The sequence below is a fragment of the Flavobacterium sp. GW823-FHT04A11 genome (genome assembly GCF_058796535.1).
The window spans coordinates 2,387,840-2,413,729 of sequence record NZ_CM179503.1; the positions used below are offsets into that span (position 1 = coordinate 2,387,840).

Here is a 25,890-nt window from a genome sequence, read left to right on the forward strand (position 1 = left end):
GGAAAAATTATTTTCCAGGCTTTTTTATGATGCTATAATTTGTTTAGACTATATTTTTTTTGCCCATTAAAAGCAAAGCAACACCAACACCTACTCCCGCAAATAATGCTAAACCAAGGTTTTCCGATTTTTTTTGCGGTGGATTTCCGTAAACCCTTAAAGGCTCTTTAGAGTTTGTCAAAACATTTCCGGCGTCATCTTCCTTAGACTGATTAAGTTTCATTTTCATGCGAAGAGCCGCAGAAGCTGAATTAATTACCATTTTTGGAAATAACCGGTAAGTGTTTGTAAGTGCCGCCGCTTTAAAATCAGGAAATAAATCCTTTTTGGGATGTTTGGCTAAATCTACTATTTTCGCAGCAGTATCACGGGGATCAGAAGCAATAAAAGGGATTTTCATATCAAAACCAGAGTATTTCGCTGAATGTAAATTACCTGTAGAATTTTGCAATTGCGGATATAAATTACAAATATGAATATCCTTTCGATTGGAAATTTCGCCCTGCAGACATTCCATCATACCTCTGATTCCGAATTTAGTGGCAGAATATACAGCACTATATGGCGCCGGCATAAATCCTCCAATGGAAACATTATTGATTAAAATACCTTGATTTTGTTTTTTGAAAATTTTGATGGCATTGTAAGCTCCGTGCATGTATCCAAACAAATTGGTTTTAATTACCTGCTGATGAATTTCCAATGGAATTTCTTCAAACTTTCCGCTTGCCATGACGCCGGCATTATTCACCCAGATATCAATTTTTCCACCAAGAGCCAGGGCTTCCTGAGCGACTTTCTCGACATCTTCAGCAATTGACATATCGGCACTTACGCCAATAGCCTGAACATTTAATTCACGACAATATTCTACGACTTCATTAAGACCTTTTTGACCTCTGGCAACTGCCACTATATTGCATCCCTGACTTGCAAAAGCTTCTGCCGTTGCCCGGCCAACTCCGCTGCTGGCACCCGTTATAACAACGTTTTTTCCTTTAAGGCTGTTTTTATGTATTTTAATATCTTCCATTTTTCTTATTATTATAATATTTATAGAAGTTACTAAAAATAAAATTTACCTGACTACAGTTTAAGAAAACTTTAATTATCAGGACTTTAATAACAAGATTAAATGCGAAGTGCTAACTAATATATAGGAGTTCTGTTACGGAGTAATTATTAACTCACAGGAAAAATTCAGATAATAATTAATTTTCTGAATTCTGCGTGATTTTTTTAAGCATTATTAGGGTGTACACAGTTTTTCCAGTATTCAATGATTACCTGAATTAGTGATTTTGTTTTTTGGTAATCTGTTCCTTTAATAAAAAAGCCCTGAATTGTAAGCTCTGTATAAGCTTCATCAACGGCATCTTTGTTAGCGGCTGTAGAATAAAAAATAAAAGGTATGCTCTTTTCCCGAAGTTTGGGATCCTTATCGATTTTCCTTTTTAATTCCAGACCATTCATAATGGGCATGTTTATATCTGAAAATATAATGAACAATGATTCTGTTGTATTCGATAGGTAGGAAAATGCTTCATCTCCATTAGATTTCCAAACAATTTTATTTAAAACACCAAGTTCCAAAATTAACTGCTCCAGAAAATCTTTGTCATCTATATCATCTTCAACTATTAAAATATTTCCGTTCTTTGACATTTCTTAATTGATTGTTTTTCAAATTTATACAAAGTTTTTTGATAAAAGTGTATCTTTTACAGATATTTAATTAGAGCTTAAAATAAAAAAATGAAAGAAGGGCTTTATACATTTGACTTAAATTCTGCAGACCTTGATTTTACTGTATTTTTATGTTCAAATATTTTATGAAATCATTCCGCCACAAAACTTAGAATAGTAAAATATATAAAAGCGCCTTAACTTTTGTGACAAAAAAATTATGTTTTCGAATAGTGCTTATTATATTTGTAATAGAATAAATAAAAGTAAATTTTTCAGTCATCTTTATTATTTTTTAACTGAAAAAGCTTATATTTCCTAGAATTTTAGAAAACTACTTTAAAAGACCAACCGAATATTTAAATATTAACTGTTACCTATGTTTATGAAGGAAATACTTCTTATTGATGATGATGATGATGATATTGCAAATTTTATTGATGCAATTAGCACTCTTAATAAAAAAGTTAATTGCAGTACCTCAAGCAGTCCTATAAAAGCGCTTTCAGAACTTATTTCTTCTGAAAAACTTCCAGATTTAATATTGCTGGATTACAACATGCCTTTTATAAACGGACTAGAATTTATACGCCGTTTACGCAGTTATCCACGTCTTGCAGATATTGAAGTTGTAATGCTGTCAACACCTGATGAAAATATCATGGTGCCATGGCTTTTGAAAAATGATACCGTAGTGAAATATATTTCAAAACCTGATACATTTGAGGAACTTAAAGCTGTACTGGATGAAATATTGTAACAAATAAATCGACAAATTAAGTGATAATAAAAAAGGCATTTCCTGATTAGGAGCTGCCTTTTTTAATTAAAAAACTGTAATTATATAAATTCTTTATTTTCTTAATTCATAATTCGATACTCATTAGGAGTGCTTCCAACATGCTGTTTGAAAAAACGCGTAAAATGCTGCGGATATTTAAATCCTAATTCATAGGCGACTTCATTAATAGTTTTAGTCGAATCGAATATCTTATTTTTAGCAGTATCTATTATTTTATTCTGAATGTATTCCTGAGCAGATTTTCCGGTCTCTTTTTTAATAAGATCCCCAAAATAATTCGGAGACAAATTAAGTTCGCCGGCATAATACGCTACGGAAGGAAGGCCTAAGATATTGGGTTTATCTGAGGAAAAATAACTGTTTAAGAGTTCCTCAAATTTTTCAACAATTCCTTTGTTGGTTGTATCCCTGGTAATAAACTGGCGGTCATAGAATCTTTCGCAGTAATTCAAAAATAATTCAATGTTTGAAGCAATAAGTTTTTTGCTGTGTTTGTCAATAGACTGCTTTAATTCCGTTTCTATCTTTGCAAAACAATCAAAGACAAGCTGTTTTTCTTTCTCTGATAAGTGTAAAGCTTCACTTGTATTATAGCTGAAAAAGTTATATTCACTAATGTTTTTTGCAAGTGATGTGCCGCGAATTAAATCCGGATGGAAAACCAGTCCATGTCCTGCCGGCTGGTAATAATCTATTTTGTTTTCTACATCAACTGTCTGACCTGGCGCAATAAAGACTAAAGTTCCTTCCTGATAATCATAATAATTACGGCCGTATTTCAAATCCCCACATTTTACATCCTTCAAAAATATACAGTAAAGTTCAAAATTCATCCTTGAACCTGTTCTTGGTTTTGCTTTATTAAAATCAATAATACTAACTAAAGGATGTAATGTTTCATGATTATTAAAATCATTGTATTGATTTATAGTCTCGAAATTAAATACCTGTTCCATGTCTTTCTCATTTGATAAACAAATTTAGCTATTTAAGTATAGTTTTAACAGCAGCGTACTCTGAATCAGTAATCTTGGTAGGAGATTCCGTAATCTGTATACCAAAACCCATGTTTTTAGTTCGGAAATTTGTAATAATAGAATTATAAAATCGTGTTATAATGCATACTATAAAATTAAACAACGGAGTTGAAATGCCCATTTTAGGGTTTGGTGTTTTTCAAATGCAGGATCAGGCAGAATGTGAACAGGCAGTGGCAGACGCTATTGAAACGGGTTACAGATTAATTGATACAGCAGCGTCGTATATGAATGAACAGGCTGTTGGAAACGGAATTAAACGAAGCGGAATTGCAAGGAATGAACTTTTTATTACAACAAAACTCTGGGTAAGCGATGCAGGTTATGAAAATACCTTAAAAGCTTTTCAGAAATCTTTAGACCTTTTGCAATTGGATTATCTGGACTTATATCTTATCCATCAGCCTTATGGAGATATCTACGGATCGTGGCGCGCCATGCAGGAATTATACCAAGCAGGAAAAGTAAAAGCTATTGGTGTTTCTAATTTTCATCCGGACAGGGTTATGGACTTAGTATCTAATACAGGCTTTACACCGGCAGTAAACCAGATTGAAACGCACCCTTTTCATCAGCAGAATGAAGCGCAGGAATTTCTTCAGGAAAACAATATTCAGATCGAATCCTGGGGGCCGTTTGCAGAAGGAAAGAATGACATTTTCACAAACGAACTTCTCACAGCAATTGCTTCTAAATATAATAAATCTACTGCGCAGGTTATCCTGAGATGGTTGACCCAAAGGGGAGTAGTGGCGATTCCGAAATCAGTTCGTAAAGAAAGAATGGCAGAAAACTTCAATATTTTTGATTTTGAATTAACAGCTGAGGATATGGCTTCGATCAAAACTTTAGACACTAATGCAAGCCTGTTTTTTGATCACAGAGATCCCAATATGGTAAAATGGCTGAGTGAGCGAAAATTAACCAGATAACTAACTAGAGAAAATTTTTAAAATGGATAGAAGATCAATATTAAAAACGGCGGGTTTGGCATTAGCAGGAAGTGCAATGCTTCCTTTTGCTTCTTTTGCGAATTCTGGAAGAGAGGATATCGCTTTAGAAGAAAATAATCAAATTCCACTAACAGCTCCCGGAAAGCGAAAACTGGGGAAACTCGAAGTTTCCAGCATTGGTATCGGTGTGCAGAATATGAGCCGTAATTACCAGACCACAATTCCTTCCAGACCTGAAATGCACCGCATTATCCGATCAGCTTATGATAATGGCGTTACATTTTTTGATGCTGCCGAAGCTTACGGACCTTTGGAGGTAGAGAAAATTTTAGGAGAAGGGGTTCAGTCTTTTCGCAATAAGATCACAATTGCCACAAAATTCGGCTGGAATATTGATCAGGAGACGGGAAAACGCTTGCCAGGTTTAAACAGCAAACCTGAACATATTAAAATAGTGGTGGAAGGAATGCTGAAACGCCTGCGAACAGACAGAATTGATTTATTGTATCAGCATCGTGTTGACCCTCAGGTTCCAATTGAGGATGTTGTCGGGGTAATACAAGATCTGATCAAGGATGGTAAAGTACTGCATTATGGACTTTGCGAGCCGGGTCATCAAACCGTAAGACGTGCACACGCTGTTCATCCGGTTACAGCAATTCAAAATGAATATTCACTTTTATGGAGAGGTCCTGAAAAAGTAATTCTGCCCTTATGCGAAGAACTGGGAATCGGATTTGTTCCCTGGAGCCCGCTTGGTGTGGGTTTTCTGACCGGAGCGATTGACAGCAACACACGATTTGCATCTGGTGATATCCGTGGTATTGAATCCAGATTTTCGCCTGAAAACCTGCCTGCAAATATGGCTTTGGTTGAGTTGATTCAAAAATGGAGCGTCGAGAAAAAAGCCGCGCCGGCTCAAATTTCACTGGCATGGCTGCTGGCACAAAAGCCGTGGATAGTACCAATTCCGGGAACAACCCAGATGGCGCATATGTTGGAGAATACAGGAGCATCCCAAATAAAATTTACTGCAAACGAATGGCAGGAGTTTAATACGGCCTTAAATGCCATTAAGATTACGGGCGAAAGATTACCTGCCGGGGTATTGGCTTTCTCCGATGTAGAAGCTCCGGAAAAAAAGAAATAATTCTAATTTAAAGATAAAGATAATGGAAAAGAGAATATTAGGAAATAACGGACTACAAGTATCAGCGCTTGGACTCGGCTGCATGGGACTGAGTTTTGGTTACGGAAAAGCAACAGAAAAAAATGAAGCCATAGCTTTAATCAGGGCTGCTTTTGAAAAAGGGGTGACTTTTTTTGATACGGCAGAATGCTACGGTCCTTTTATAAACGAAGAAATTGTTGGAGAAGCTTTAGAACCATTTCGTAAAGAAGTGGTAATTGCAACCAAATTTGGTTTTCAAAACGGCGACTCAACAAAAGGTTTAGACAGCAGTCCTGCAAGAATAAAAGCGGTTGTCGAAGCTTCACTTAAAAGATTAAGAACAGATTATATTGATTTGTTTTACCAGCACAGGGTTGATCCTAATGTACCTATTGAGGAAGTTGCGGGAACGGTAAAAGATTTAATTAAAGAAGGAAAGGTAAAACACTTTGGACTTTCAGAAGCTGGTACAGAGACCATTCGAAGAGCGCACATTGTACAGCCAGTTGCAGCACTGCAAAGCGAATATTCCTTATTTTATCGTGAACCTGAAAAAGAAATCATTCCGGTTTTAGAAGAATTAGGAATTGGTTTTGTGCCTTTCAGTCCGCTTGGAAAAGGTTTTTTGACCGGAGCTATAAATGAAGATACAAAATTTGAATCTTCTGATTTTAGAAACATTGTTCCTAGATTTTCAGAAGAAAACAGAAAAGCGAATCAAACTTTAGTTGACTTAGTAAAATCAATTGCTTCAGAAAAAAATGCAGCACCATCACAGATTGCTTTAGCTTGGTTACTAGCTCAAAAAACCTGGATTGTACCAATTCCGGGAACTACAAAATTGCATCGATTGGAAGAAAATATTGGAGGAGCTGAAGTTTACCTAAGCAAAGAAGAATTAAACAATATAGATGCAGCACTTAAAAACATAGAAATTGTTGGTGCACGTTATCCACAGCAATTGCAGGATAGAGTTGGAAAATAATCCTTGAATAATAACATCACCGTAGTTCACTGCTGGCTGATTGCATAAAAATATTGAAACTATACAGATTCTTACAAATAGAATTTGTATTTTTAGGTAAAGGATTGATTTTGAATAATTTTTAAATTTTAGATGTATGATATCATTAAATGTAAATGGACAAATCCATCAGTTTGATGCAGATCCTGAAATGCCAATACTGTGGGTAATTCGCGATATTCTGAATCTTACCGGCACAAAATACGGATGCGGAGTAGCGCAATGTGGGGCTTGTGTAGTACACCTCGATGGTGAAGCGGTTAGATCATGTGTCACAAAAATTAAAAGGGCAGAAGGCAAAAAAATAACCACCATTGAAGGACTTTCACAAAATAATGATCATCCTGCACAAAAGGCCTGGCAGGAAATAGATGTACCCCAATGCGGTTACTGCCACTCTGGTCAGATCATGTCGGCTGCTGTTCTTTTGAGAGAAAATCCAAATCCAACAGATGAGGACATCGATAACGCCATGTCCGGAAATATCTGCAGATGCGGCACCTATCCAAGAATTCGCAAAGCAATTCATTTGGCAGCTGAAATACAGCGTAATTCAGTTAAATCCTAATTTGATATCAGATGAAAAAAATATTTAATTCGGCAAAAAAAATACCAGCTCGAAAATGGATACTTGTCGTTGGGTTTTTTCTTCTGCTCACCAGCACTTTACTGGCTTTCGGAATCAAAGAAAAAATCACTGACCGCCAATATGTAGCCATTCCGGTTGTCAAAAAGGATAGTATTGCTTCGGTAAAAGCTTTTGAAAAAGTCTATGCCGTACTAATGAGTCCGCGTTGTATGAATTGTCATCCTGCAGGAGATATCCCTTTGCAGGGAGACGACAGCCATGTGCATCAAATGTCTCCAAAACGAGGAAAAGACGGAAAAGGAATTTATGCCATGAAATGTTCCAACTGCCATCAGCTGGAAAATACACCCGGCCTGCATTCACCTCCCGGACATCCCGAATGGCATTTACCGCCGGCAGATATGAAAATGGTTTTTGAAGGCAGGACCGCACATCAATTGGCAAAACAGTTGATTGATCCAAAACAAAACGGAAATAAGGATCTTCAAAAATTGATTGAGCATGCTGATGACGGGCTTGTGCTTACAGGCTGGAAACCTGCACAAGGGCTGAAATTACCGCCTTTGAGCCACAAAGAATTTAAAAAAGCATGGATTACATGGTTAGAAAACGGGGCTTATGCTCCTAAACCTTAACAACTAAAGTCAGTCGAGTATGTCTTCAATTAACAATACATCCAGAAGAAATTTTTTAAAAATTGCAGGTTTAGGAGGAACAGCACTTTACCTTGGCATTTTTTCATCAGATTCTACCGCCAGTGTTATAAATCCATTGAAACTGGCAAAAGAAGCAAAGTCAGTAGAACTGAATGCGTGGGTTATTATTGATACCTCAGGCAAAGTTACGCTTGTGGATCACCGTGCCGAAATGGGACAGGGATCTTTTCATTCTGTTCCGCAGATTCTTGCAGAAGAATTAGAAGTAGACCTTAATGATATCAATGTCATCTTCGGAAAAGGCGATAAAAAATATGGAAATCAGGTTACAGGCGGAAGTTCTACCATTCGTTCTAATTATAAAAAATTCCTTAAACTTACCGCTACAGCCAGAGAAATGCTGATTGCCGCAGCCGCAACTCAGTGGAAAGTTCCTCATGAGGAATGTTATGCCGAACTCGGACATGTGATACATCGCAATTCAGGCAAAAAAGCACATTATGGAGAATTGGTCACAGCAGCCTCAAAACTGGAAATTCCGCAGAATGTAAAACTTAAAAGCCGTTCTGATTATAAATTAATTGGTAAGCCGTTGCGCCGTATTGATACACTGCCAAAAACAAACGGAAAACTAATATTCGGATTAGATAAAAGGATTCCCGGAATGGTTTACGCAGCCGTTGAGAGAAATCCGAGATTTAGGGGAAAAGTAAAAAGCTTTGATGCGACAGCGGCTTTAAAAGTGCCCGGCGTAAAAAAAGTATTCAAAATAAAAATGCTCGTTTTCAATACCTATCGCGAAGGTGTGGCAGTTGTGGCTGATAGTACATGGGCTGCTTTTCAGGGTAAAAAAATGCTGAAAGTCGAGTGGGATGATGCAGGATTTGAACATGTAAATACCGCCGATATCTATAAAAAGCAGTTAGAAAATGTAATGAATAAAGAAGGGCTTTCTTTTAAAGAGCAGGGCAATCCGACGAGTGTTATTGCAAATTCGGCAAAAAAGCTGGATTTAATTTACCAGACACCTTACCAGTCCCATTATTGCATGGAACCGCTGAATTGTATTGCTGATTTTAAAGATGGGAAAGTAGAAATATGGGGACCAATTCAGGCGCCGGACTGGGTGCAGGATGCGCTGAGTGAAGAATTGAAAATGCCCCGTGAAAACGTGATTGTAAACATGACTTTTCTGGGTGGCGGATTCGGCCGTAAAGCTTTTATGGATTATCCTCACGAAGCTGCTGTAATTTCGAGAGAAATCAATTCGCCAGTGCAGGTAGTATGGACAAGAGAAGATGATGCAACGCAGGGACCGTATCGTCCGGGTATTACTTACAGATGTGAGGGAGTTATAAATAATGGAAAAATTGAGGCACTAAAATTCAGAATGTCAGGTCAGAATAACGATCACTGGCGAGATCCTGAGACAAAAACAAGTGCCAATCGCAGTACAAGCGAGGGATTTTTAAAACCTTATTTTGATACGGTAAAAAATGTAAGTTTTGCTGAGGTTCTTTTCGAAACACCTATTCCAAGTATGTGGTGGCGTTCTGTTTATGCCTCTACAAATGGTTTTGCTTACGAAAGTTTTATGGATGAAATGGCGCACGAAGCCAATAAAGATCCGCTTGATTTTAGACGGGAATATCTCGATGAAAGAATCCATAAATTGATTGACAAACTCGAAGAAGTTTCGGGATGGAAAAAGCGCAAAAAAAATGAAGGTTTTGGTGTCGCCATAACAGAATGTTTTTCATCTACTGTTGGTCATATAGTAAAAGTTTCAAAAAAGGACGGCGGAGTAAAAATAGACAAAGTCTGGGCTGTAATGGATTGCGGATGGTATGTAAATCCGGATATTATCAGGGCTCAGGTAGAAGGTTCGATCGTTATGGGAATTGGTGCAGCGGCTTTTCATGAAATAACATTTAAAGACGGTATTACCAATCAGAAAAACTTTTACGATTACCAGATGCCGCGTATCAATGATATTCCGCCAATCGAAGTTTATATAATGGAAAATAATGAAGATGCCGGTGGAGTAGGAGAACCGGGATTACCGCCATTAGCACCCGCATTGACCAACGCTATTTTTGACCTTACAGGAAAAAGAATCAGAAAACTGCCTTTTAATCTTGCTCAGATTTAATTAAAATCATTAATTGTTGAGTTAAAGAATCTTCAAAGAATTATCAAATAAAAAAACCGTTATCAGTAACGGTTTTTTTATTTGATATCGAAATGTAATATTTTAAAAATTACCGATCAAATTCATTTTTGTTGAACTTATCATTATCTATTTCATCATTGTTGAGTTCGTCGTTTTTAATTTCGTCATTACTAAGCTCGCCAATTTCGAATTCTTTGTTAACCGGATTATCCTGATCTAATTCGTTAGTTTCAAATTTGTCGCTCTCCAATTCATCGTTATCCGGATTAACAACTTCAGTTTCAAATCCTTCAGATGGATCATTGTTTTTAAGATCCTTTTCAATGTCTTGTTCTGTTATATCTTTCAATTCGCTATCTGACTCATTGTCAAGATTCTCAGAATCGTAAGGATTGCTATTTTGATCTGTATTTTGTTGGTGTAAATTGTGCAAATGACGATCTCCCTGATCGTAAGATTCACTGTTTTCTTTTTTCATAATAAGCTGTTTTTATATTATATTCTTTTGAAATTGTACCATTGCTAACTATCTAATTTAAGTTTGGTATTTATCAAATTTAAAAATGATAATTATTTTTTTCTTACAGAATAATAGTAACCATTTACAAAATACCTATCAATCAGTCAATTAGATGTTTATCGATCTTCTCCAATATTGGTGGTTATAATTGAATATCTAAATTCTGAATGACAAACCTAATTCAGCAAATTTGCGATTGTCATGATGCATAATTCCGGTTCCTGCCATAAAATCAAATTGCAGGTTGTTATTCACTAAAAATAAAACTCCGGCGTCAGCGCTATTTTGAGCATGTTGATTTGAAATTGCAAAACCAAATGTTTCCATGAACAATTTTAATTTTTTGGTTACAGAATGGTCTGCAGATAATGAATATATATACTCCGGATTAGAAGAATCCGCGAGCCAATGTACACCTGCATTATAACCTAAATGTGTTTTTTTGGAGAGTTCATGCTGGGCAAGCATTCTGATTTCGGGACTATAATAAGGCTCCTTGTACGCCTTGTCTGCCATCCACGGAATGCTAATACGGCCTAAAATACCAACGTCAGGAACAGCAGCGCCTTTATGATCGACAATATGATATTTAAAACCAACTTCAACTGGAGAAATACCGAAATTATGTTCTTGATTCTCATCACTTACTTTCAAAGTACTTTCGATACGAACTTCCGCATTTTTAAAAATACCATATCGCATCACCACTTCCGGAATTTCATAAGTTTTTTCGTTTTCCTGTTTTTCAAATGAAAATCCATTTTCTACCTGCAAATGATGTTTGGTCACAGCATTAGGACTTTCAGTTTCATTGGGACGATCGGTTTGCATCTGCTGTGCCGAAACTATATAAGAAAAGCTAAAGGCAAATAAGACTAAAAAGGACTGAAATATTTTCATGATAAGTATGGTTTTTTATGCTTTTACGGATGTAGTATATATTGAAATCAAGTAAAATTCTACACTACATTCTTAAAAAGAATTTAATTATAAAATTAAGAAGTCATATTGCGTAGGATTTACAGCATAATTGGAATGTTTTATATAATCATGACGCGTGATATTTTATAAGTATGAATTATAATTTATAGTTTAAAACCTTAATTAAATTCCATCAATGCTTAAAGCTATTCGATGTATAAATATTTGTTTGTTGTTTGTTTATGAAGTGTTTACGATGTTTTTCATTCCTCTATTTGTAAACTTTATCTTAAATTATGTAAGACCAAGTCCTGATTATTTAGTTACTTCGATTTTCTTATTAACTATAAAAAAATAATTATGAAAGCAGCAGTTATTCATGGACCTGGCTCCATAAAATACGATACGGTTGATGATCCAAGATTAGAGGCCAAAGATGATATTATTCTTAAAGTTACTTCAACAGCAATTTGCGGATCAGATTTGCATATTTATTCCGGTGGATTTCCTCAGCCAAGACCAATGGTTTTAGGTCATGAATTTATGGGAATTATTGAAGAAGTAGGAGCAGGAGTAACGCATTTAAAAAGAGGCGACAGAGTTGTAGTGCCTTTTCCTATTGCGTGTGGAAATTGTTTTTTCTGCAACCACGATGTTCCTGGAAATTGCGAACACAGTAATCCTGAGAATTATGGTCCGGAAGGAGGAATAGCCACAGAAAAAGGTGGTGCTCTTTTTGGCTATACAGATCTCTATGGAGGTTATGACGGAGGTCAGGCGCAATATGTAAGAGTTCCGTACGCAAATTTTGGTCCAAGGGTAGTTCCGGATAACCTTACAGACGAGCAGGTTTTATTTCTTACCGATATTTTTCCAACGGGATATACAGGTGTGGACTGGGGAGAAGTTAAAGGTGGAGAAACAGTAGCTATTTTCGGCTCAGGCCCTGTTGGTCTTATGGCAGCAAAAAGTGCGTGGCTTAGAGGCGCTGCTCAGGTTATCGTAGTCGATACTTTGCAATATCGACTTGATAAGGCAAAAGCAACTACAGGATGCACAACTATATTATGGGAGGATGGACCTAAGGAAGTTGTAGAACAGATTCGAGCCCTTACGCAAGGCCGCGGGGCGGATGTATGCATTGATGCTGTAGGATTTGAACCGGATCGAAATTTGGGAGATCGTATAAAGGCGACAGTTAATTTTGAAAAAGGTTCTATAAAAGTATTGGAAGCCTGCATGAGTGCTGTACGCAGAAGCGGTATTGTTTCAGTTTTGGGTGTTTATCCGGTGAATTATGATAATTTTCCGCTCGGACAATTTTTCGATAAAGGAATTATTCTAAAAGGCGGACAGGCTCCGGCGCATAAACATATCGATAAACTTTTGGATTATGTAGTTCAGGGCAAGGTACAACTGGATGATATTATTACGCATAGACTGCCATTGTCTGAGATTTCACATGCTTATGACATTTTCAAAAAAAGAGAAGACGGCTGTGTAAAAGTAGTTTTGGATCCCTGGAACTAAAAAAAAAGATCTGCAGAAATGCAGATCTTTTTTTTGAATTAAATAGACATTGACATTTAATCTTGTTGACTGTAAATCCTATAAAGTTTCAATACCTATCTTATAAAATTTGAAATGGCAATCTTTGATATATTTGATTTGCTTAAAAATGCAATTAGCTTTTTTCAAATCATCAATATTCTGTTTGATCGGAATCGTTGAAAAAATGAAAATCAGCTCACAAATAATATAACTTATGACACAATCTACTCCTTATATACGTTACAGTGATTCAATCGAAGTACAACAGCCGGACGAGCAGGAAATCAGCCAGAAAATTGTAGACTCCATGGCACGAGTAAACCGATTGATGTACGAGAAATACCGTCATGCCATCAGGGATGCACATGCAAAAAGCCATGCGATCTTAAAAGGGCAATTGCAGGTTTACGAAAATCTGCCTGAGCATTTGGCGCAGGGATTATTTGCGGAGCCTAAAACCTATCCCATTATTGTACGTTTTTCTACGGCACAAGGCGCAATAATGCCCGATAAAATGTCTGCATTTCGAGGTATGGCCATAAAGATTATAGGAGTTGAAGGCGAGAAACTATTACCTGAACTTTCTGATGCGGTGACGCAAGATTTTCTTTTGGTAAATTATCCTGTTATTCCAACCGGAACAATAAATGAATATCTAAAGCTTCAGGAAAATCTGGAAAAGCAAGCCGATAGCGGGGAGTTATTCCAGCAAATTGCACAAAAGGCTGCGGTAGGAGTCCAAAATGTGCTGGCAGCAGTAGGTCTGGCTGATGATACGAATGAATTAAGCGCTCCCGGTCCGCATCTTTTGGGTGATACCTATTTCAGTATGGCAGCGTTGAGGTTTGGGGATTATGTAGCAAAAATAAATGTAAAACCGTTATCGGAAAATGTCAGAGAATTATCGGGAAAGAAAATTGATAAAGACATAATCGATGCTGATGAAAATGCATTTTTAACCAAAATTACAGCTGATTTTTTTCAGTCAAATATAGCAGAATATGAAATGAGTGCACAGCTTTGTACAGATCTCAACATCATGCCTGTTGAAGATGGATCTGTGCAGTGGCCTGAGGATAAAAGTCCGTATCAGCCTGTTGCAAAACTTACTTTTCTGCCACAGCAAACATTTAGTCCGGAACGTCGTGTATATGCAGATGACACTCTTAGTTTTAACCCATTTCACTGCCTTCCCGCGCACCGTCCTTTGGGAAATATAATGCGCGTGAGAAAACTTGCGTATGAAACTTCAAGCAAGTACAGACACCATATGAATGCTCTAGCAAGAGTTGAACCTAAAAGTATTAACGAATTACCCGATTGAAATAATTCACTGAAATGCCAAATTTAAATGCATTAACAAAGCCAATTTGACTTACTATTAAAGATAAAAGTTATGAAAGCACTGCTGATAGGAGCTACGGGTTCCACGGGAAAATTCCTCTTAGATGAACTAATACAGGATGACGATTATACATCGGTAACTATTTTTGTAAGACGTCCCACAGGCAGGTCTCACCCCAAGTTATCTGAATATGTTATTGACTTTTCTCAACTGGATCAGTACAGTGATTATATCACGGGAGATGTTTTATTTTCCTGTTTAGGCACAACTCTAAAAGAAGCAGGTTCTCAGAAAAAACAATGGGAAATCGATTTTGAAATTCCTGCAACATTTGCCAGGATTGCAAGACAAAACCGGGTTAATTCAATTGTTTTGGTTTCTTCTGCCGATGCTTCGCCAAAAAGCAGCATCTTTTATTCAAGAATGAAAGGAGAACTGGAAACAGCCATTACAGAACTTAATTTTGGGCAGTATATCATATTTAGACCCGCACCTCTTCTGCGTGAAGGCAGTGACAGATCTTCAGAGAAAATACTGGTCAAAACCCTGGGCTTTTTTAACGGTATTGGATTGCTGAAAAAATACAAACCGCTTCCAACCGAAGTACTGGCAATGAAACTAGCCAAGGCACCATGGAAATTACCGCAGGGAACCTCTATTTTAAAACTGCAGGAGATTGCTGCATTTTAAATTAAGCTCATGTCAAAATAAGAAAGCCTTTAAACACTGATGTTTAAAGGCTTTTAACTTTTAAAGTTTCTATTGAAACTTTTACTGGCTGACAAGGGTATTCTAAATAGTACCTCGTATCATTGTGCTATCAATTTAAAATGCTTTCGGCATAAATTGTTTTCTCATAGTTTCAATATATTCCTGATCGGATGTACTGTTTCTTAACCCTACCAAAGGTTCTAAATCGGGACCGGCTATATAGCGAAGCGTATGGCTGTTATCGGTAACAGCTCCGTAAATTGTTTTGGCAACATCATCTGCAGTAGCTGTTTTTTGATCTCCGAAAGAAGCAAATAAAGTATTCATATCTTCCTGAAAAACCTTGTAATCTTCTAATTCAGGATCGAAAGCAAAATCGGCAGCAGCTCTCTCGTAAAAAGGCGTTACGACATATCCGGGTTCAATGATTTTAACTTTAATGTTTTGTGATTCAAGTTCATAAGAAAGTGATTCGGAAAAACCTTCAACTGCAAATTTAGAAGCTGCATAAACCGAAATCAAAGGAACGGTAACACGACCGGCGCCTGATGTCACATTGACAAGTGTACCTTGTTTTCTGCTTCTGAAATGTGGCAGAATAGCATGTGTAACATCCATTAAACCAAATACGTTAACGTCAAATTGCGCACGGATTTTTTCGGGAGAAACAGCTTCAAATAAACCCTGCTGCCCATAACCGGCGTTGTTAACCAGGGCATCAATATGACCGAACTTTTCGATTCCTTCGTTAATAGCTGTTTTAATAGATTCCGGATCAGAAACATCAAGTCTTGTCACCAATACATTTTGGTAGTTGTTCAACTCATTTTCTTTTTCAGGATTTCGCATTGTAGCGATTACATTCCAGCCTTGTTGAGCGAAAAATAAGGACGTAGCTTTGCCCAGACCGGAGGAAGCTCCGGTAATGAAGATTACTTTTTTCATAGTAAGTTTATTTATGTTTAGTAGATTATTTCAATAAAATGAAATCAGATTGCAGACGGATTCACGCCAAAAAGTTTCTTAAAAGAATATGAAAAATGAGAAATACTCTCGAATCCCAATTCATGATAAACATCAGACGGGCGTTTCTTTTTTTCTTTAATTAAATAATGAGCTTCTTCCAGACGTCTTTTCTGTAGCCATCGATTGGGCGAGGTGTGGAAAATTTGCTCAAAATCCCTTTTAAAAGTGGCCAGGCTTCTTCCGGTTAAAAAGGCCAGTTTTTTCAGCTCAACGTTGAACTTGAAGTTCTGTTGCATAAAAACTTCTAAATCAATTTTCCCCGGCTGATTAAAATCAAGCAGTACATTTTTTAAATACGGATTGACTTGCAAAAGTAACATTAGCGCTTCTTGTTTTTTGAGAGTAATCAATTGGTCCGGAAGAGCTGAATTGAAATAGGGCAAAAGCGTTTGAAAGAAATTCTCCAGCAATACGTCATTTTTCAATTGCAGAACCGCATCTTTTAACGGATAAGGTTTATCGTAAACAACATTATATTGCTGACTGAATTGCATCAAAATATCTCTGTCAAAAATGACTGTAACAGATCTGAAAGGTTCTTTTTTACCCGGAATTTTGGTAAACTTTGAAAGGAAATTTTTTCTGTAAAAAACCAGTTCACCATTGCCGAATATTCTTGTCTGCCCGGCATCGGTAACTTTTAAATTCCCGGAAATGATATAACACAATCCATGTTCGAGAATAAAATGCTCGCCAATAATCTTTTGCGTTTCAAAATCAGAATACACAATTCCCGGTATTTTCATTGTTTGTAAAAATGTTTCTTTCATCAGTACTAATTGTTTGCAAGACAAAGATCAACATAATTACGGCAAATCGCTTTCCTGAAAAGCTCAAAATCACTTTAGTGAAAAGCTCTTTTTTAGCATTCATTATATTGAAAATATAGTATTTACCAATTGTTTACGATTTAAAATAAGCAATACAAGTGAAGCTGCAAAAATAGCACATGCTATAATAAACAGGAAACTGTCACCATTCATTGCGATTCCCAGCTTTGATAAGTGATAAAAAATAACAACGCCCATAGATCCCATTCCCAGTATACTGCCAAAAGCTGTGGTACGTGGCAATAATACAAGCAAAACGACTATAAATTCTACAAGCCCCATTGTAATACGTCCCCACGGTTCCATTCCAAGCGTTGTAAAGAGATCGACAGCAGTTTGACGTCCGGAAAGTTTTACATAAGAATATTGAAGCAAATAATACGAAATAAAAAGGCGCAATGCCCATTGTACAATAAATGATAGTGTTTTCATAAGTAAATTATTTAATGATTAAGCTGCAAAATTGAAGTAAATGACTGGTGTAAAAAATGGATAATTTTCCCGAAAAGTTGGCTTTTTTGTTTCTTATTCAGACCTGTAATAAGAGTCTTCTTAATTAGAATGAAATAGATGTTTTGAGAATTTTTTTATGCTTTGGCAAAAGTGGCAATCCTTCGGGAAGATTATCCATTTTTTGAGGTTTGTTATTGCCGCACCTTTGTCCTGTAGATTTAACGGTACGACAGCAGAGAGCAAAATACCAATAATAGGTCTTCACAAAATTTAATCTTAAAACATATATAAAATGAAAACACAGATGATTAACAAAATCGCAAAAACAAAAGCATTATTTGCGGCTGTATTAGTAACTATTTTTTCTGTAGGAACTATAAATGCGCAAGCAGATTATGCTACAGATTCGCATTTAAGCCCTGATGTTCGTAATTTCCTAAAAGCCATTCATGATGGTCCCGGCATCGAAACTTTATCTGCAGCAGATGCGCGAAAAGTATTAGAAGGCGCTCAGGCAAGTGTAACTTATGATTATTCTAAAGTAACAGAATCTCAAAAAAAAATTACTGTAGATGGTCTTACAATATCATTAGACATTATGCGACCAAAAGGAGTAAAAGGTGATTTACCGGTATTTATGTTTTTCCACGGCGGAGGATGGATCATAGGAGATTATCCAACACACAAAAGAATGGTTCGTGATTTGGTTTTAGGTTCTGGTGCAGTGGGTGTATTTGTAAATTATACAAGAACTCCCGAAGCACAATATCCGGTGGCCAATAATGAAGCCTATGCTGCCACAAAATGGGTAGCAGAACATGGTCATGAAATTAATGTTAACGGAAAAAAATTAGCCGTAATAGGAAATAGTGCAGGAGGAAATATGGCCGCTGTGGTATCGCTAATGGCTAAAGAAAAAAAAGGTCCTGAAATTAAAACAACTATCTTAATGTGGCCAACAACTGCAATTGATTTTACTACAGAATCTTTTAAAGCCTTTGGAAAAGACCGTTTTTTAACTGTCAAATTTATGGATAAGTTATATGACCTTTATGCTCCGGATCATGCAAAACGAAATGATATTCATATCTCTCCTTTATTAGCAACTGCTGAACAGTTAAAAGGTTTGCCTCCAACATTAATTTTGGTTGCTGAAAATGATGTATTGCGTGACGAAGGAGAAGCTTACGGACGTAATTTATTAGATGCCGGAGTAAAAGCCACAACAGTTCGTTACAACGGCGTAATTCATGACTTCGGATTATTGAATCCGTTATCAGAATTGCCACAGACAAAAGATTTATTTACTCAAATGTCGGCTCAGCTTAAAGAATATCTTAAATAATAAAAAAATAACTGCCATGCATTGAATTGTATGGCAGTTTTCATTTACAAACTTTTAAATCTTATTAAAATGAAAATTACAAGACTTTCCTGGGCTGGCTTAATGATAGAAAGCCCTACAACAACATTATATATTGATCCGTTGCAAAATGTCGCCAATTTGGAGCCCTTTTTAGGAACACCAAAATTCCCAATCTTTGCGATTCCGGCATCTAAAACCGAAAAAGCCCATGCGCTGATTACACACATTCATCAGGATCATTTTGATCAGCCTTTTTTAAAAGAACTTTTAGTAAATGATGGAGAACTTTGGGGACCGGAACCCGTTTACACTGAAGCTTTAAAAATTAACCTAAAAGCCAATATTGCCAAACTGCACGAAACTTTTACAATTGGCGATTTTACAATTACCGCCGTTCCCGCTGTAGACTGGATTGGCGATGAGCAAATATCATACGTAATCAGTGATGGAAAACATACCATTTTGCATGGTGGCGATACGAACTGGCATGGATACTGGTGGCAAATTGCAAAAAAATACGGTCCGTTTGATGCTGCTTTTTTACCGGTAAACGGAGTAGTAGGAGCAGTTCCGCAAGTTGTTCCTGCGATCGAAATGTTCGGAACAATGACTCCGGCGCAGGCTGTAAGTGCAACGCGCATTTTAGGTTCTAAACAATTGATCCCGATGCATTATGCCCAGTTTTTTAACCCGCCTTTATATACGCAGTTTCCGGATATTGAAAATGCTTTGGATAATGCAGGCAAGGATCAGGAAATTAATATTCGTCGTTTAAAAGATGGAGAAATTTTAGCATTATAATTAGCAATGTTTGCTTCAAAAAAAAATAACCACTAGTTACAGTGGTTATTTTTTTATTCTTCAATTACCAGACTTTTGCGAAAGCTGGACGTATTTTGATTGGTAGCATTTTTAAAGAAACGGCTAAAATGCGCCGCATCATCAAACCCCAATTCAAAAGCAATTTCTTTTGCCGACTTATCGCTGTAAAACAACAATCGTTTTGCCTCACTGATAACCCTGTCGTGAATAATAGACATGGGTGAATTATAATTGTATAAACTAAAAATATTGGATAAAGTTTTAGGCGATTTGTTCATTAAATCAGCATAAAACTGAACTTTATGTTCTTTTCTAAAATTACTTTCAACATGAAAATTAAACTGCCTGATGAAATCAAATTTTTCATCTGTTAAGGTTTCATCTTTAAAATGCTGCTGTTTTGCCAGTCGGGTTAAGATAATTACAAAACGTTTTAGTAATGCCAGCAGCATATCGGTTTTGATGTAATCATCAGATTCGAATTCTTCTATAAAAAGCTGACTTAGTGTCGAAATTTTAATTCGGTCTTCCTCATGAAGTTTAAGGAATAAATTCTTAGAATATCCCAAAAAGATTAATCCGATACAGCTAATTTCCACATGGCTGTCTGCCATACAGTAAAATTCGCGATTGTAACGCCAGAAATTAATGCTATCTGTATTTTCAAAAGAAAAAGTCTGATGGGCAACCAATGGAATAATACTCCAGGCAGGAAAATCATAAGAAAGACCATCGATTGTTATTTTTTGGCTTTCGCCGATGTTTAACGCAATGGTCAAAAATTGATTTTTCGGATTTTCCAAAGCATCCTTAATCTGCAATTCCCCACTTAGAAAATGGATTTCACCACGGCCATCTTTATCTTTGTGCTGTAAACGCATATTCTTGGCTTTGTTAATTAATGGTGTAAAAATGCAACTTAAAATTTAATTCTGTTTTATTGAAAAGCTCAAAATTACTTTCGTGAAAAGCTCATAATGACAATTGTTTGCATTCTTCTTCTAAAATTCCAAAAATTACAGTAGGAGCAGTGTTCCACTTTTGGATGGTCTGGTCTTTAAGCAAAGGATATTGAGAACTAAAACCGCCAATATCTCCTGAAGCAACGCCAATAATTATGGTATTGATTTGATGATGTCTTAGTACATACGAGCACATTATGCAGGGTTCATGCGTTGTATACATAATGCAATCAGAAAGGTCGGCTGTCTGAAGTAGTACTCTGGCGTTTCGAACAGCTTCAATTTCCGAATGAAAAGTGATATCCTTAAATATTTTTCCGCCTTCAATTCCTTCTCCTACGATTTTGCCATTTTTTACCAAAATGGATCCCACGGGACTATCACCTTTTAATCTGGCTATTTTTGCGAGTTCGATGCACTTTTTCATATAGTGCTCATGATTTTGTTTTTCCATCTAAATTATTTCTGTTGGGGCATATCCAAAATGCTTTTTGAATGCAAAAGAAAAATGCGAAAGATTTTCAAAACCGGTTTCAAGATAGACATCCTTTGGTTTTTGTCCTTTTTTAGTTAATTGATAATGTGCAAGTTCTAATCTTTTTTGAACAATCCATTTTTGAGGAGTTGCGTTGAAAGTCTTTTTGAAGTCCCGTTTAAAAGTCGTAAGACTTCTTCCTGTAAGATGGCCAAACTCTTCGATTGTCCTGTTAAACATATAATTTTTTTCCATAAAACCGGCAATGTCAATTTTATCGGTTTGTGAAAAATTAGCCAGAAGACTATCTATGTTTTGATCAATCGTGCGAAGGATTGTTATAGCTTCTTCGATCTTAACCGAAATGATTTTTTCAGGCAATTCACTTTCCAAATCAAAATAGGGAATCAAAGAAGCAAAAAAACTTTCTAATAATGGATGTTTGTCAAGCGTTTTGATAGTATAGGACTGAGTGCCTGTAATCTGAATCGGATTTTTGAGATAAAATTCCCGTAATCTTTTTGGAGTTAAAAAAATAACCAATGCTCTGTAAGGCAGTCCGTCTTTTGGATTTTTAGAGAGTCTGGATAATTGATTGTTAGGAAATATAAGGCTGTCTCCAGGACCAAAAGTATAGGTTTTGTCTCCTTGCAGCACTTTCATTTCTCCCGAGATTACTCTGGCAAACGAATGATTTTCTAAGATAGTTTCGTCTTCGAAGTATGTTTCCTCAATGCATGATAAAAGAATCTCTGCATATTTACTTTTTTCCTGTCCTGCCATAGTATTATTAAAAAATAAATATACGAATTATAAAGAGGTTTAGATAAAAAAGGCCTCTTTATAATTTTAGGACACTTAAATTTAAATAAGAAAATTTACGCCGGTTAATTCTTCGCTTAATGTCCAAAGTTTATTAGCAGTATCTTCCTCCAATGCATACCACATGACATTTTTCATCATACCCGTATCATCGATAGTTCCTTCTTTGTCATCATTTAAAATATCCAATTCGGCTATATCTGCATTTTCACAATAAACACCTCCAATATCATAAAGTTGTGGACTTACAGCACACCAAACAGTTGTGGAAGCGCCTTGTGAAAGTGATTTTAGTCCTTTCGAAGGATCATTAATCACTTTGCCATTTTCGTCAAAAATGCCATAAGAAGCAAGTTCTTCATGAGGTACATTTCTGCCCAATTCACTTTCTGAGATTATTCCGGGATGCAGGGAATAAGAACGAACACCAGCATTTTTTCCCCTGTTGTCCAATTCTAAAGAAAAAAGAATGCTTGCGGTTTTAGATTGTCCATAAGCTGAAAAAGAGTCAAATTCTCTGTTGAGAAAATTAGGATCTTCAAATATAAAAGGAGAGAAGTGATGTCCCCATGATGAAACATTCACAACCCTTGCTCCATTTGCTTTTGCTAATGCCGGCCATAGTCTCGCAGTTAACTGAAAATGCCCCAAATAATTTGTAGCAAGCTGTGATTCATAACCACGAGCATCACGTTCCAGCGGAACCCACATAATTCCCGCATTATTAATCAGCAAATGCAATATTTCGTTGGAAGCCAGAAACTTTTCAGCAAAAGCATCAATGGAATCCGCGCTCATTAAATCCATGAATTCTACTTCGACATTAGCAATGCGTTTTAAGTTCTTTTTTGCTTTCTCTGTATTTCGTGCAGGTACAATGATTTTGGCGCCAGCTAATGCCAGTGCTTTTACAGTTTCTAATCCAATTCCTGCGTAACCGCCTGTTATGATGGCTGTTTTTCCTGTAAGATCAATTCCTTTGATGATATCGTCTGTTGTAGACGCTGCTCCAAATCCTGAACCTATAGGCTTCTGCAAAACGCCCTTATAATTATTATCTTTCATTTTTATTCTATGGTTTGTTTGGATGTGGCGTATTTTTTTTGAATAAGGATTATACGCTATTTTAATATCAAAAATTAGCTTTTGTGTACAAGTTCAATTTCATAGCCGTCAGGATCTAATATCAATGCTGCGTAATATCCGGGATAGTATTCAGGGAAAATTCGGGGCTCTTCCTTGTTCGTTGCCCCGGCGGCAATAGCTGACTTATAGAATGCTTTTACTTGTTCGTGGTCTTTGGCAACAAATCCTATATGCACGCCATTAGCATTTACTTCTCCTTCTTTTAGCCAAAAATAAATTGCATCATCATCTCCAAATCCCTTTAAATCATGGTGGTCACCAGGGCCTTTAAAATCCATGGTCATTCGAATGTTCAGCGGCTTTAATGCCTCATTATAAAATGCTACGGAGCGTTCGAAATTATTTACGGTAATAATAATATGGTCAATCATAAGTTTGTTTGATTTAATGTTCAAAACAAAATTAGATTGTTTTTAAGCGTCACACTTTGTTATAAAGACCGATTTTGCTTTGTTTTAAGGACCGCTTTACTAAGCTTAGTGATTAAGATCTTTTGTCAGAAATTTTAATGAGCAATATTTATTTTTATAAAGTAAAAAAACAGCCCTAATTTTTATGAAAATAGAAAACCATAGCTATATTAAAATTGATATAATGTAGTTAAAAACTTATTTATGTTCGAGCACACTTATTTTTTATTTTAAACCTATTATTTCATTAAGGAAAAATATTACAAATTTAGAAAATATTAAATTAATTTTGTGTTCGAACACATTTTTTCCATTTTTCTATTGTCAATTAAAATTCATTATTTACATTCGTCTGAAATAAGCTACTTTATATTTTGTTTTTTTAGAATAATGCTGGTTTTTAAATCACCCTTTTAACAATAAATAAAAGAATATGTCAGGTGATTTTGAGAGAAACTAGCTTCTGTTTTGTATTGAAATATTGCAATATTTAATTATATAATTTTTTTTAATTGTTTAACCCCAAAATAGTAGAACTATGAAAATCAGGAAAATTACATTTATTATTTTATTTTGCTTTGTCCAGGGTTTTTCCCAAACGTATGTGTCAACCACTGGAAATGATGTAACAGGAACAGGTACAGCTGCTTTGCCTTTTAAAACTATTGTAAAAGGCGTTCAGGCTGCACCATCTGGCGGAACAGTTTTAGTCTTATCCGGGACGTATCCTGTGACAGGTCCAATTTTTGTTGGCAAACCGCTAACGATTCAAAAAAGCGGCTCGGCAGCTGTGGTACTTAATGCTTCGGGCTGGACAAGTACTGATACTTATGTGTTAGGTATTGTAAATACAAGCAGCGTGACTATCGACGGTTTGACTATTTCGAACAAAATTGGAAACGGATCTAAAGGTATCTGGATTTTGGCCAATTCAGGAGCAACAGCGAATTTGAACAACATTACAATCAAAAATTGTACGGTTCGAAACATCGGCTGGATTAGCAATGATCTGGCTGCTATTCCTGCCAATAGCGGAATTGTGGCCAACGCGATTAAAGTTGATGCCGGAAACGCAACTTATGCGATTACCAATGTTAAAATCGAAGACAATATCGTAAACAACTGCGCCACAGGCTGGGGAGAAGCAGTAACGGTAACCGGAAACGTAAATGGTTTTTCGGTGTCAAGAAATACCGTATTTGATATTGCCAATATTGGAATCGTAGCAGCGGGAAATTATACTTCGACCGGAGCAACGAGCAACAATCAGGCGAGAAATGGTGTCATTGTTGCAAACGAAGTTTATGACTGTATGAGTGCCGTTGCAAATAGTGCAGGAATTTATCTTGACGGTGCTTTGAATTGTACGATTGAAAGAAACGAAGTCTACAATTGCGGCGTTGGACTTGCCGTAGGTTCAGAACAAAATACGGCTACCGGAAACGGAGGCGTAGCTACAGGACATATTGTAAACAATAATTCGGTTTATAATAATGTGGTGACCGGAGCTATTTTTGGCGGTGTTATAGGAAGTGGTTATACGACAAGTGTAGGCAATACAAAAATTTTCAATAATACTTTTTATAAAAACAGAACGGGTGCTGTTATTAATGGCGTAACTGCGATTGCCGGAGTTCCGGTGGCAACAGTTGCTGATGTTTATGGCGGTGAAGTTCATTTTCAAAACAGCACAGGAATAACGTACAAGAATAATATCATGTACGCCACAACAGGTAAAAAGGCATTTCTGGCTTCTTCAGGATATACTATTTCCGGTTTTGTATCCAATTATAATTTGTATTACAGAGAAGGAAATACAGATTTTATCATTGATTTGACAGGAGTGAGTTTCAACGGAAGTTCGACAACAGGATCTTACAATCAGGCAACATTTGCCGCTGCTACCGGTCAAGACGTAAATTCTGTAGTAGGCGCGCCCGGATTTATTAATGCTGCTATTTTTGATTTCACTCTGGCCACGGGAGCTTTCGCAGCAGACAAAGGCGATCCAACTTACAATGCAACTTATTCAGGAACAATTGATTTTGATGGAGACAACCGCAAAAGAAACGGAAGAATTGATATTGGAAATTCTGAATTACAAACCGGATCAACTGCTAAAAAAGCCGCTACGGCCGAAATAGACGAAGAAATTGCCCCAAGCTTTTCTGTTTTTCCGAATCCGGCATCAAATGAAATCAATGTTAATTTTGGAAAAGAAGTTACTTCAGTAACTATTTCTGTGTTGGATTTAAACGGCAGAGTGCTTGCAAAAGGAGAGTACAGTGCTACAAATTCGGCAACGATTAATGTTTCTGATGTAAAGAAATCACAATTGGTTATTCTTCAGATTAATGCTGATAATGAAATAAGTAACAATAAAGTATATTTGAAATAATAGCATTTTTGGGAGCAAAAGAGATTTTTCTTTTTTGCTCC

The 25,890-nt window shown here is 36.4% G+C and carries 26 protein-coding genes; 13 read left to right on the forward strand and 13 right to left on the reverse strand.

The genetic code is table 11. The features are described from left to right. Positions 1–43: 43 nt before the first annotated feature. Positions 44–1,033 carry an SDR family NAD(P)-dependent oxidoreductase gene (locus tag AC3QL1_RS10180; protein WP_492497291.1) on the reverse strand — a complete coding sequence of 330 codons (990 nt, stop codon included), beginning with the start codon at positions 1,031–1,033 and terminating at the stop codon, positions 44–46. A gap of 206 nt (positions 1,034–1,239) precedes the next feature. Continuing rightward, a complete protein-coding gene (locus AC3QL1_RS10185) occupies positions 1,240–1,665 on the reverse strand; it encodes a response regulator (protein ID WP_492497293.1) in 426 nt (141 codons plus the stop codon). A gap of 406 nt (positions 1,666–2,071) precedes the next feature. Between AC3QL1_RS10185 and AC3QL1_RS10190 the strand changes: the two genes are divergently transcribed. Next, the gene (locus AC3QL1_RS10190) at positions 2,072–2,446 is read left to right on the forward strand and encodes a response regulator (protein ID WP_492497295.1); all 375 of its coding nucleotides are present in this window, start codon (positions 2,072–2,074) and stop codon (positions 2,444–2,446) included. A 101-nt stretch (positions 2,447–2,547) separates the two neighbouring features. Here the strand turns inward: AC3QL1_RS10190 and AC3QL1_RS10195 are convergent, their stop codons facing one another. Continuing rightward, complete coding sequence (locus AC3QL1_RS10195; RefSeq protein WP_492497297.1) at positions 2,548–3,444, reverse strand: helix-turn-helix domain-containing protein; 897 nt, start codon at positions 3,442–3,444, stop codon at positions 2,548–2,550. A gap of 161 nt (positions 3,445–3,605) precedes the next feature. Here AC3QL1_RS10195 and AC3QL1_RS10200 point away from each other — a divergent pair, with 161 nt between their 5' ends. The 6 genes from AC3QL1_RS10200 (at position 3,606) to AC3QL1_RS10225 (ending at position 10,070) form a co-directional block, all read left to right on the forward strand. After that, positions 3,606–4,457, forward strand: coding sequence for an aldo/keto reductase (locus AC3QL1_RS10200; RefSeq protein ID WP_492497299.1), 852 nt, complete (start codon positions 3,606–3,608; stop codon positions 4,455–4,457). A 22-nt stretch (positions 4,458–4,479) separates the two neighbouring features. Further along, positions 4,480–5,628, forward strand: coding sequence for an aldo/keto reductase (locus tag AC3QL1_RS10205; RefSeq protein ID WP_492497301.1), 1,149 nt, complete (start codon positions 4,480–4,482; stop codon positions 5,626–5,628). A 22-nt stretch (positions 5,629–5,650) separates the two neighbouring features. Further along, positions 5,651–6,634 (forward strand): aldo/keto reductase, encoded by a 984-nt coding sequence (locus tag AC3QL1_RS10210; protein ID WP_492497302.1) that lies wholly within the window; start codon positions 5,651–5,653, stop codon positions 6,632–6,634. A gap of 136 nt (positions 6,635–6,770) precedes the next feature. Further along, the gene (locus AC3QL1_RS10215) at positions 6,771–7,241 is read left to right on the forward strand and encodes a (2Fe-2S)-binding protein (RefSeq protein WP_492497304.1); all 471 of its coding nucleotides are present in this window, start codon (positions 6,771–6,773) and stop codon (positions 7,239–7,241) included. An 11-nt stretch (positions 7,242–7,252) separates the two neighbouring features. Beyond that, on the forward strand, positions 7,253–7,897 hold the full coding sequence (locus tag AC3QL1_RS10220) for a hypothetical protein (protein WP_492497305.1): 645 nt from the start codon (positions 7,253–7,255) through the stop codon (positions 7,895–7,897). 19 nt (positions 7,898–7,916) lie between these two features. Beyond that, entirely contained in the window at positions 7,917–10,070 is a 2,154-nt protein-coding gene (locus AC3QL1_RS10225; RefSeq protein ID WP_492497307.1) for a xanthine dehydrogenase family protein molybdopterin-binding subunit, read from the forward strand. A 109-nt stretch (positions 10,071–10,179) separates the two neighbouring features. Here AC3QL1_RS10225 and AC3QL1_RS10230 read toward each other — a convergent pair whose 3' ends face one another. Continuing rightward, positions 10,180–10,569 carry a hypothetical protein gene (locus AC3QL1_RS10230; RefSeq protein WP_492497309.1) on the reverse strand — a complete coding sequence of 130 codons (390 nt, stop codon included), beginning with the start codon at positions 10,567–10,569 and terminating at the stop codon, positions 10,180–10,182. Positions 10,570–10,767: 198 nt separating this feature from the next. Beyond that, entirely contained in the window at positions 10,768–11,511 is a 744-nt protein-coding gene (locus AC3QL1_RS10235) for a transporter (RefSeq protein ID WP_492497310.1), read from the reverse strand. Between the two features lie 381 nt (positions 11,512–11,892). On the opposite strand from AC3QL1_RS10235, the gene AC3QL1_RS10240 reads away from it, so the two are divergent. From AC3QL1_RS10240 to AC3QL1_RS10250, 3 genes are all read left to right on the forward strand, one after another. Then, positions 11,893–13,062 carry a zinc-dependent alcohol dehydrogenase gene (locus tag AC3QL1_RS10240; protein WP_492497312.1) on the forward strand — a complete coding sequence of 390 codons (1,170 nt, stop codon included), beginning with the start codon at positions 11,893–11,895 and terminating at the stop codon, positions 13,060–13,062. 235 nt (positions 13,063–13,297) lie between these two features. Further along, complete coding sequence (locus AC3QL1_RS10245; protein WP_492497314.1) at positions 13,298–14,407, forward strand: catalase family protein; 1,110 nt, start codon at positions 13,298–13,300, stop codon at positions 14,405–14,407. A gap of 72 nt (positions 14,408–14,479) precedes the next feature. Next, positions 14,480–15,118 (forward strand): NAD(P)H-binding protein, encoded by a 639-nt coding sequence (locus AC3QL1_RS10250; protein WP_492497316.1) that lies wholly within the window; start codon positions 14,480–14,482, stop codon positions 15,116–15,118. A gap of 135 nt (positions 15,119–15,253) precedes the next feature. On the opposite strand, the gene AC3QL1_RS10255 is transcribed toward AC3QL1_RS10250, so the two are convergent. The 3 genes from AC3QL1_RS10255 to AC3QL1_RS10265 form a co-directional block, all read right to left on the reverse strand. Next, the gene (locus AC3QL1_RS10255; RefSeq protein ID WP_492497318.1) at positions 15,254–16,084 is read right to left on the reverse strand and encodes an SDR family oxidoreductase; all 831 of its coding nucleotides are present in this window, start codon (positions 16,082–16,084) and stop codon (positions 15,254–15,256) included. A 44-nt stretch (positions 16,085–16,128) separates the two neighbouring features. After that, on the reverse strand, positions 16,129–16,935 hold the full coding sequence (locus AC3QL1_RS10260) for an AraC family transcriptional regulator (protein ID WP_492497319.1): 807 nt from the start codon (positions 16,933–16,935) through the stop codon (positions 16,129–16,131). 102 nt (positions 16,936–17,037) lie between these two features. After that, the gene (locus tag AC3QL1_RS10265) at positions 17,038–17,427 is read right to left on the reverse strand and encodes a DoxX family protein (protein WP_492497321.1); all 390 of its coding nucleotides are present in this window, start codon (positions 17,425–17,427) and stop codon (positions 17,038–17,040) included. 313 nt (positions 17,428–17,740) lie between these two features. Here AC3QL1_RS10265 and AC3QL1_RS10270 point away from each other — a divergent pair, with 313 nt between their 5' ends. Together AC3QL1_RS10270 and AC3QL1_RS10275 are read left to right on the forward strand one after the other, a co-directional pair. Further along, positions 17,741–18,793 (forward strand): alpha/beta hydrolase, encoded by a 1,053-nt coding sequence (locus tag AC3QL1_RS10270; protein WP_492497323.1) that lies wholly within the window; start codon positions 17,741–17,743, stop codon positions 18,791–18,793. Between the two features lie 69 nt (positions 18,794–18,862). Further along, positions 18,863–19,615 carry an MBL fold metallo-hydrolase gene (locus AC3QL1_RS10275; RefSeq protein ID WP_492497324.1) on the forward strand — a complete coding sequence of 251 codons (753 nt, stop codon included), beginning with the start codon at positions 18,863–18,865 and terminating at the stop codon, positions 19,613–19,615. A gap of 53 nt (positions 19,616–19,668) precedes the next feature. On the opposite strand, the gene AC3QL1_RS10280 is transcribed toward AC3QL1_RS10275, so the two are convergent. From AC3QL1_RS10280 to AC3QL1_RS10300, 5 genes are all read right to left on the reverse strand, one after another. Then, complete coding sequence (locus tag AC3QL1_RS10280) at positions 19,669–20,517, reverse strand: AraC family transcriptional regulator (protein WP_492497326.1); 849 nt, start codon at positions 20,515–20,517, stop codon at positions 19,669–19,671. 91 nt (positions 20,518–20,608) lie between these two features. Next, on the reverse strand, positions 20,609–21,052 hold the full coding sequence (locus AC3QL1_RS10285; RefSeq protein ID WP_492497328.1) for a nucleoside deaminase: 444 nt from the start codon (positions 21,050–21,052) through the stop codon (positions 20,609–20,611). Further along, positions 21,053–21,856 (reverse strand): helix-turn-helix domain-containing protein, encoded by an 804-nt coding sequence (locus AC3QL1_RS10290; protein ID WP_492497330.1) that lies wholly within the window; start codon positions 21,854–21,856, stop codon positions 21,053–21,055. A gap of 81 nt (positions 21,857–21,937) precedes the next feature. Then, the gene (locus tag AC3QL1_RS10295; RefSeq protein ID WP_492497332.1) at positions 21,938–22,960 is read right to left on the reverse strand and encodes an SDR family NAD(P)-dependent oxidoreductase; all 1,023 of its coding nucleotides are present in this window, start codon (positions 22,958–22,960) and stop codon (positions 21,938–21,940) included. Positions 22,961–23,034: 74 nt separating this feature from the next. After that, entirely contained in the window at positions 23,035–23,412 is a 378-nt protein-coding gene (locus AC3QL1_RS10300; protein WP_492497334.1) for a VOC family protein, read from the reverse strand. Between the two features lie 577 nt (positions 23,413–23,989). Here AC3QL1_RS10300 and AC3QL1_RS10305 point away from each other — a divergent pair. Then, the gene (locus AC3QL1_RS10305; RefSeq protein WP_492497336.1) at positions 23,990–25,849 is read left to right on the forward strand and encodes a T9SS type A sorting domain-containing protein; all 1,860 of its coding nucleotides are present in this window, start codon (positions 23,990–23,992) and stop codon (positions 25,847–25,849) included. The last annotated feature ends 41 nt before the right edge of the window (positions 25,850–25,890 follow it).

What these genes read in the sequence shown, in the direction of transcription:
- AC3QL1_RS10225 (WP_492497307.1), top strand. Translation starts at nt 7,917, where the DNA reads ATGTCTTCAATTAACAATACATCCAGAAGAAATTTTTTAAAAATTGCA.
- AC3QL1_RS10240 (WP_492497312.1), top strand. Translation starts at nt 11,893, where the DNA reads ATGAAAGCAGCAGTTATTCATGGACCTGGCTCCATAAAATACGATACG.
- AC3QL1_RS10260 (WP_492497319.1), bottom strand. Translation starts at nt 16,935, where the DNA reads ATGAAAGAAACATTTTTACAAACAATGAAAATACCGGGAATTGTGTAT.
- AC3QL1_RS10275 (WP_492497324.1), top strand. Translation starts at nt 18,863, where the DNA reads ATGAAAATTACAAGACTTTCCTGGGCTGGCTTAATGATAGAAAGCCCT.
- AC3QL1_RS10270 (WP_492497323.1), top strand. Translation starts at nt 17,741, where the DNA reads ATGAAAACACAGATGATTAACAAAATCGCAAAAACAAAAGCATTATTT.
- AC3QL1_RS10265 (WP_492497321.1), bottom strand. Translation starts at nt 17,427, where the DNA reads ATGAAAACACTATCATTTATTGTACAATGGGCATTGCGCCTTTTTATT.
- AC3QL1_RS10190 (WP_492497295.1), top strand. Translation starts at nt 2,072, where the DNA reads ATGAAGGAAATACTTCTTATTGATGATGATGATGATGATATTGCAAAT.
- AC3QL1_RS10230 (WP_492497309.1), bottom strand. Translation starts at nt 10,569, where the DNA reads ATGAAAAAAGAAAACAGTGAATCTTACGATCAGGGAGATCGTCATTTG.
- AC3QL1_RS10200 (WP_492497299.1), top strand. Translation starts at nt 3,606, where the DNA reads ATGCATACTATAAAATTAAACAACGGAGTTGAAATGCCCATTTTAGGG.
- AC3QL1_RS10215 (WP_492497304.1), top strand. Translation starts at nt 6,771, where the DNA reads ATGATATCATTAAATGTAAATGGACAAATCCATCAGTTTGATGCAGAT.
- AC3QL1_RS10205 (WP_492497301.1), top strand. Translation starts at nt 4,480, where the DNA reads ATGGATAGAAGATCAATATTAAAAACGGCGGGTTTGGCATTAGCAGGA.
- AC3QL1_RS10245 (WP_492497314.1), top strand. Translation starts at nt 13,298, where the DNA reads ATGACACAATCTACTCCTTATATACGTTACAGTGATTCAATCGAAGTA.
- AC3QL1_RS10250 (WP_492497316.1), top strand. Translation starts at nt 14,480, where the DNA reads ATGAAAGCACTGCTGATAGGAGCTACGGGTTCCACGGGAAAATTCCTC.
- AC3QL1_RS10305 (WP_492497336.1), top strand. Translation starts at nt 23,990, where the DNA reads ATGAAAATCAGGAAAATTACATTTATTATTTTATTTTGCTTTGTCCAG.
- AC3QL1_RS10235 (WP_492497310.1), bottom strand. Translation starts at nt 11,511, where the DNA reads ATGAAAATATTTCAGTCCTTTTTAGTCTTATTTGCCTTTAGCTTTTCT.
- AC3QL1_RS10280 (WP_492497326.1), bottom strand. Translation starts at nt 20,517, where the DNA reads ATGCGTTTACAGCACAAAGATAAAGATGGCCGTGGTGAAATCCATTTT.
- AC3QL1_RS10290 (WP_492497330.1), bottom strand. Translation starts at nt 21,856, where the DNA reads ATGGCAGGACAGGAAAAAAGTAAATATGCAGAGATTCTTTTATCATGC.
- AC3QL1_RS10285 (WP_492497328.1), bottom strand. Translation starts at nt 21,052, where the DNA reads ATGGAAAAACAAAATCATGAGCACTATATGAAAAAGTGCATCGAACTC.
- AC3QL1_RS10185 (WP_492497293.1), bottom strand. Translation starts at nt 1,665, where the DNA reads ATGTCAAAGAACGGAAATATTTTAATAGTTGAAGATGATATAGATGAC.
- AC3QL1_RS10300 (WP_492497334.1), bottom strand. Translation starts at nt 23,412, where the DNA reads ATGATTGACCATATTATTATTACCGTAAATAATTTCGAACGCTCCGTA.
- AC3QL1_RS10220 (WP_492497305.1), top strand. Translation starts at nt 7,253, where the DNA reads ATGAAAAAAATATTTAATTCGGCAAAAAAAATACCAGCTCGAAAATGG.
- AC3QL1_RS10255 (WP_492497318.1), bottom strand. Translation starts at nt 16,084, where the DNA reads ATGAAAAAAGTAATCTTCATTACCGGAGCTTCCTCCGGTCTGGGCAAA.
- AC3QL1_RS10210 (WP_492497302.1), top strand. Translation starts at nt 5,651, where the DNA reads ATGGAAAAGAGAATATTAGGAAATAACGGACTACAAGTATCAGCGCTT.
- AC3QL1_RS10180 (WP_492497291.1), bottom strand. Translation starts at nt 1,033, where the DNA reads ATGGAAGATATTAAAATACATAAAAACAGCCTTAAAGGAAAAAACGTT.
- AC3QL1_RS10195 (WP_492497297.1), bottom strand. Translation starts at nt 3,444, where the DNA reads ATGGAACAGGTATTTAATTTCGAGACTATAAATCAATACAATGATTTT.
- AC3QL1_RS10295 (WP_492497332.1), bottom strand. Translation starts at nt 22,960, where the DNA reads ATGAAAGATAATAATTATAAGGGCGTTTTGCAGAAGCCTATAGGTTCA.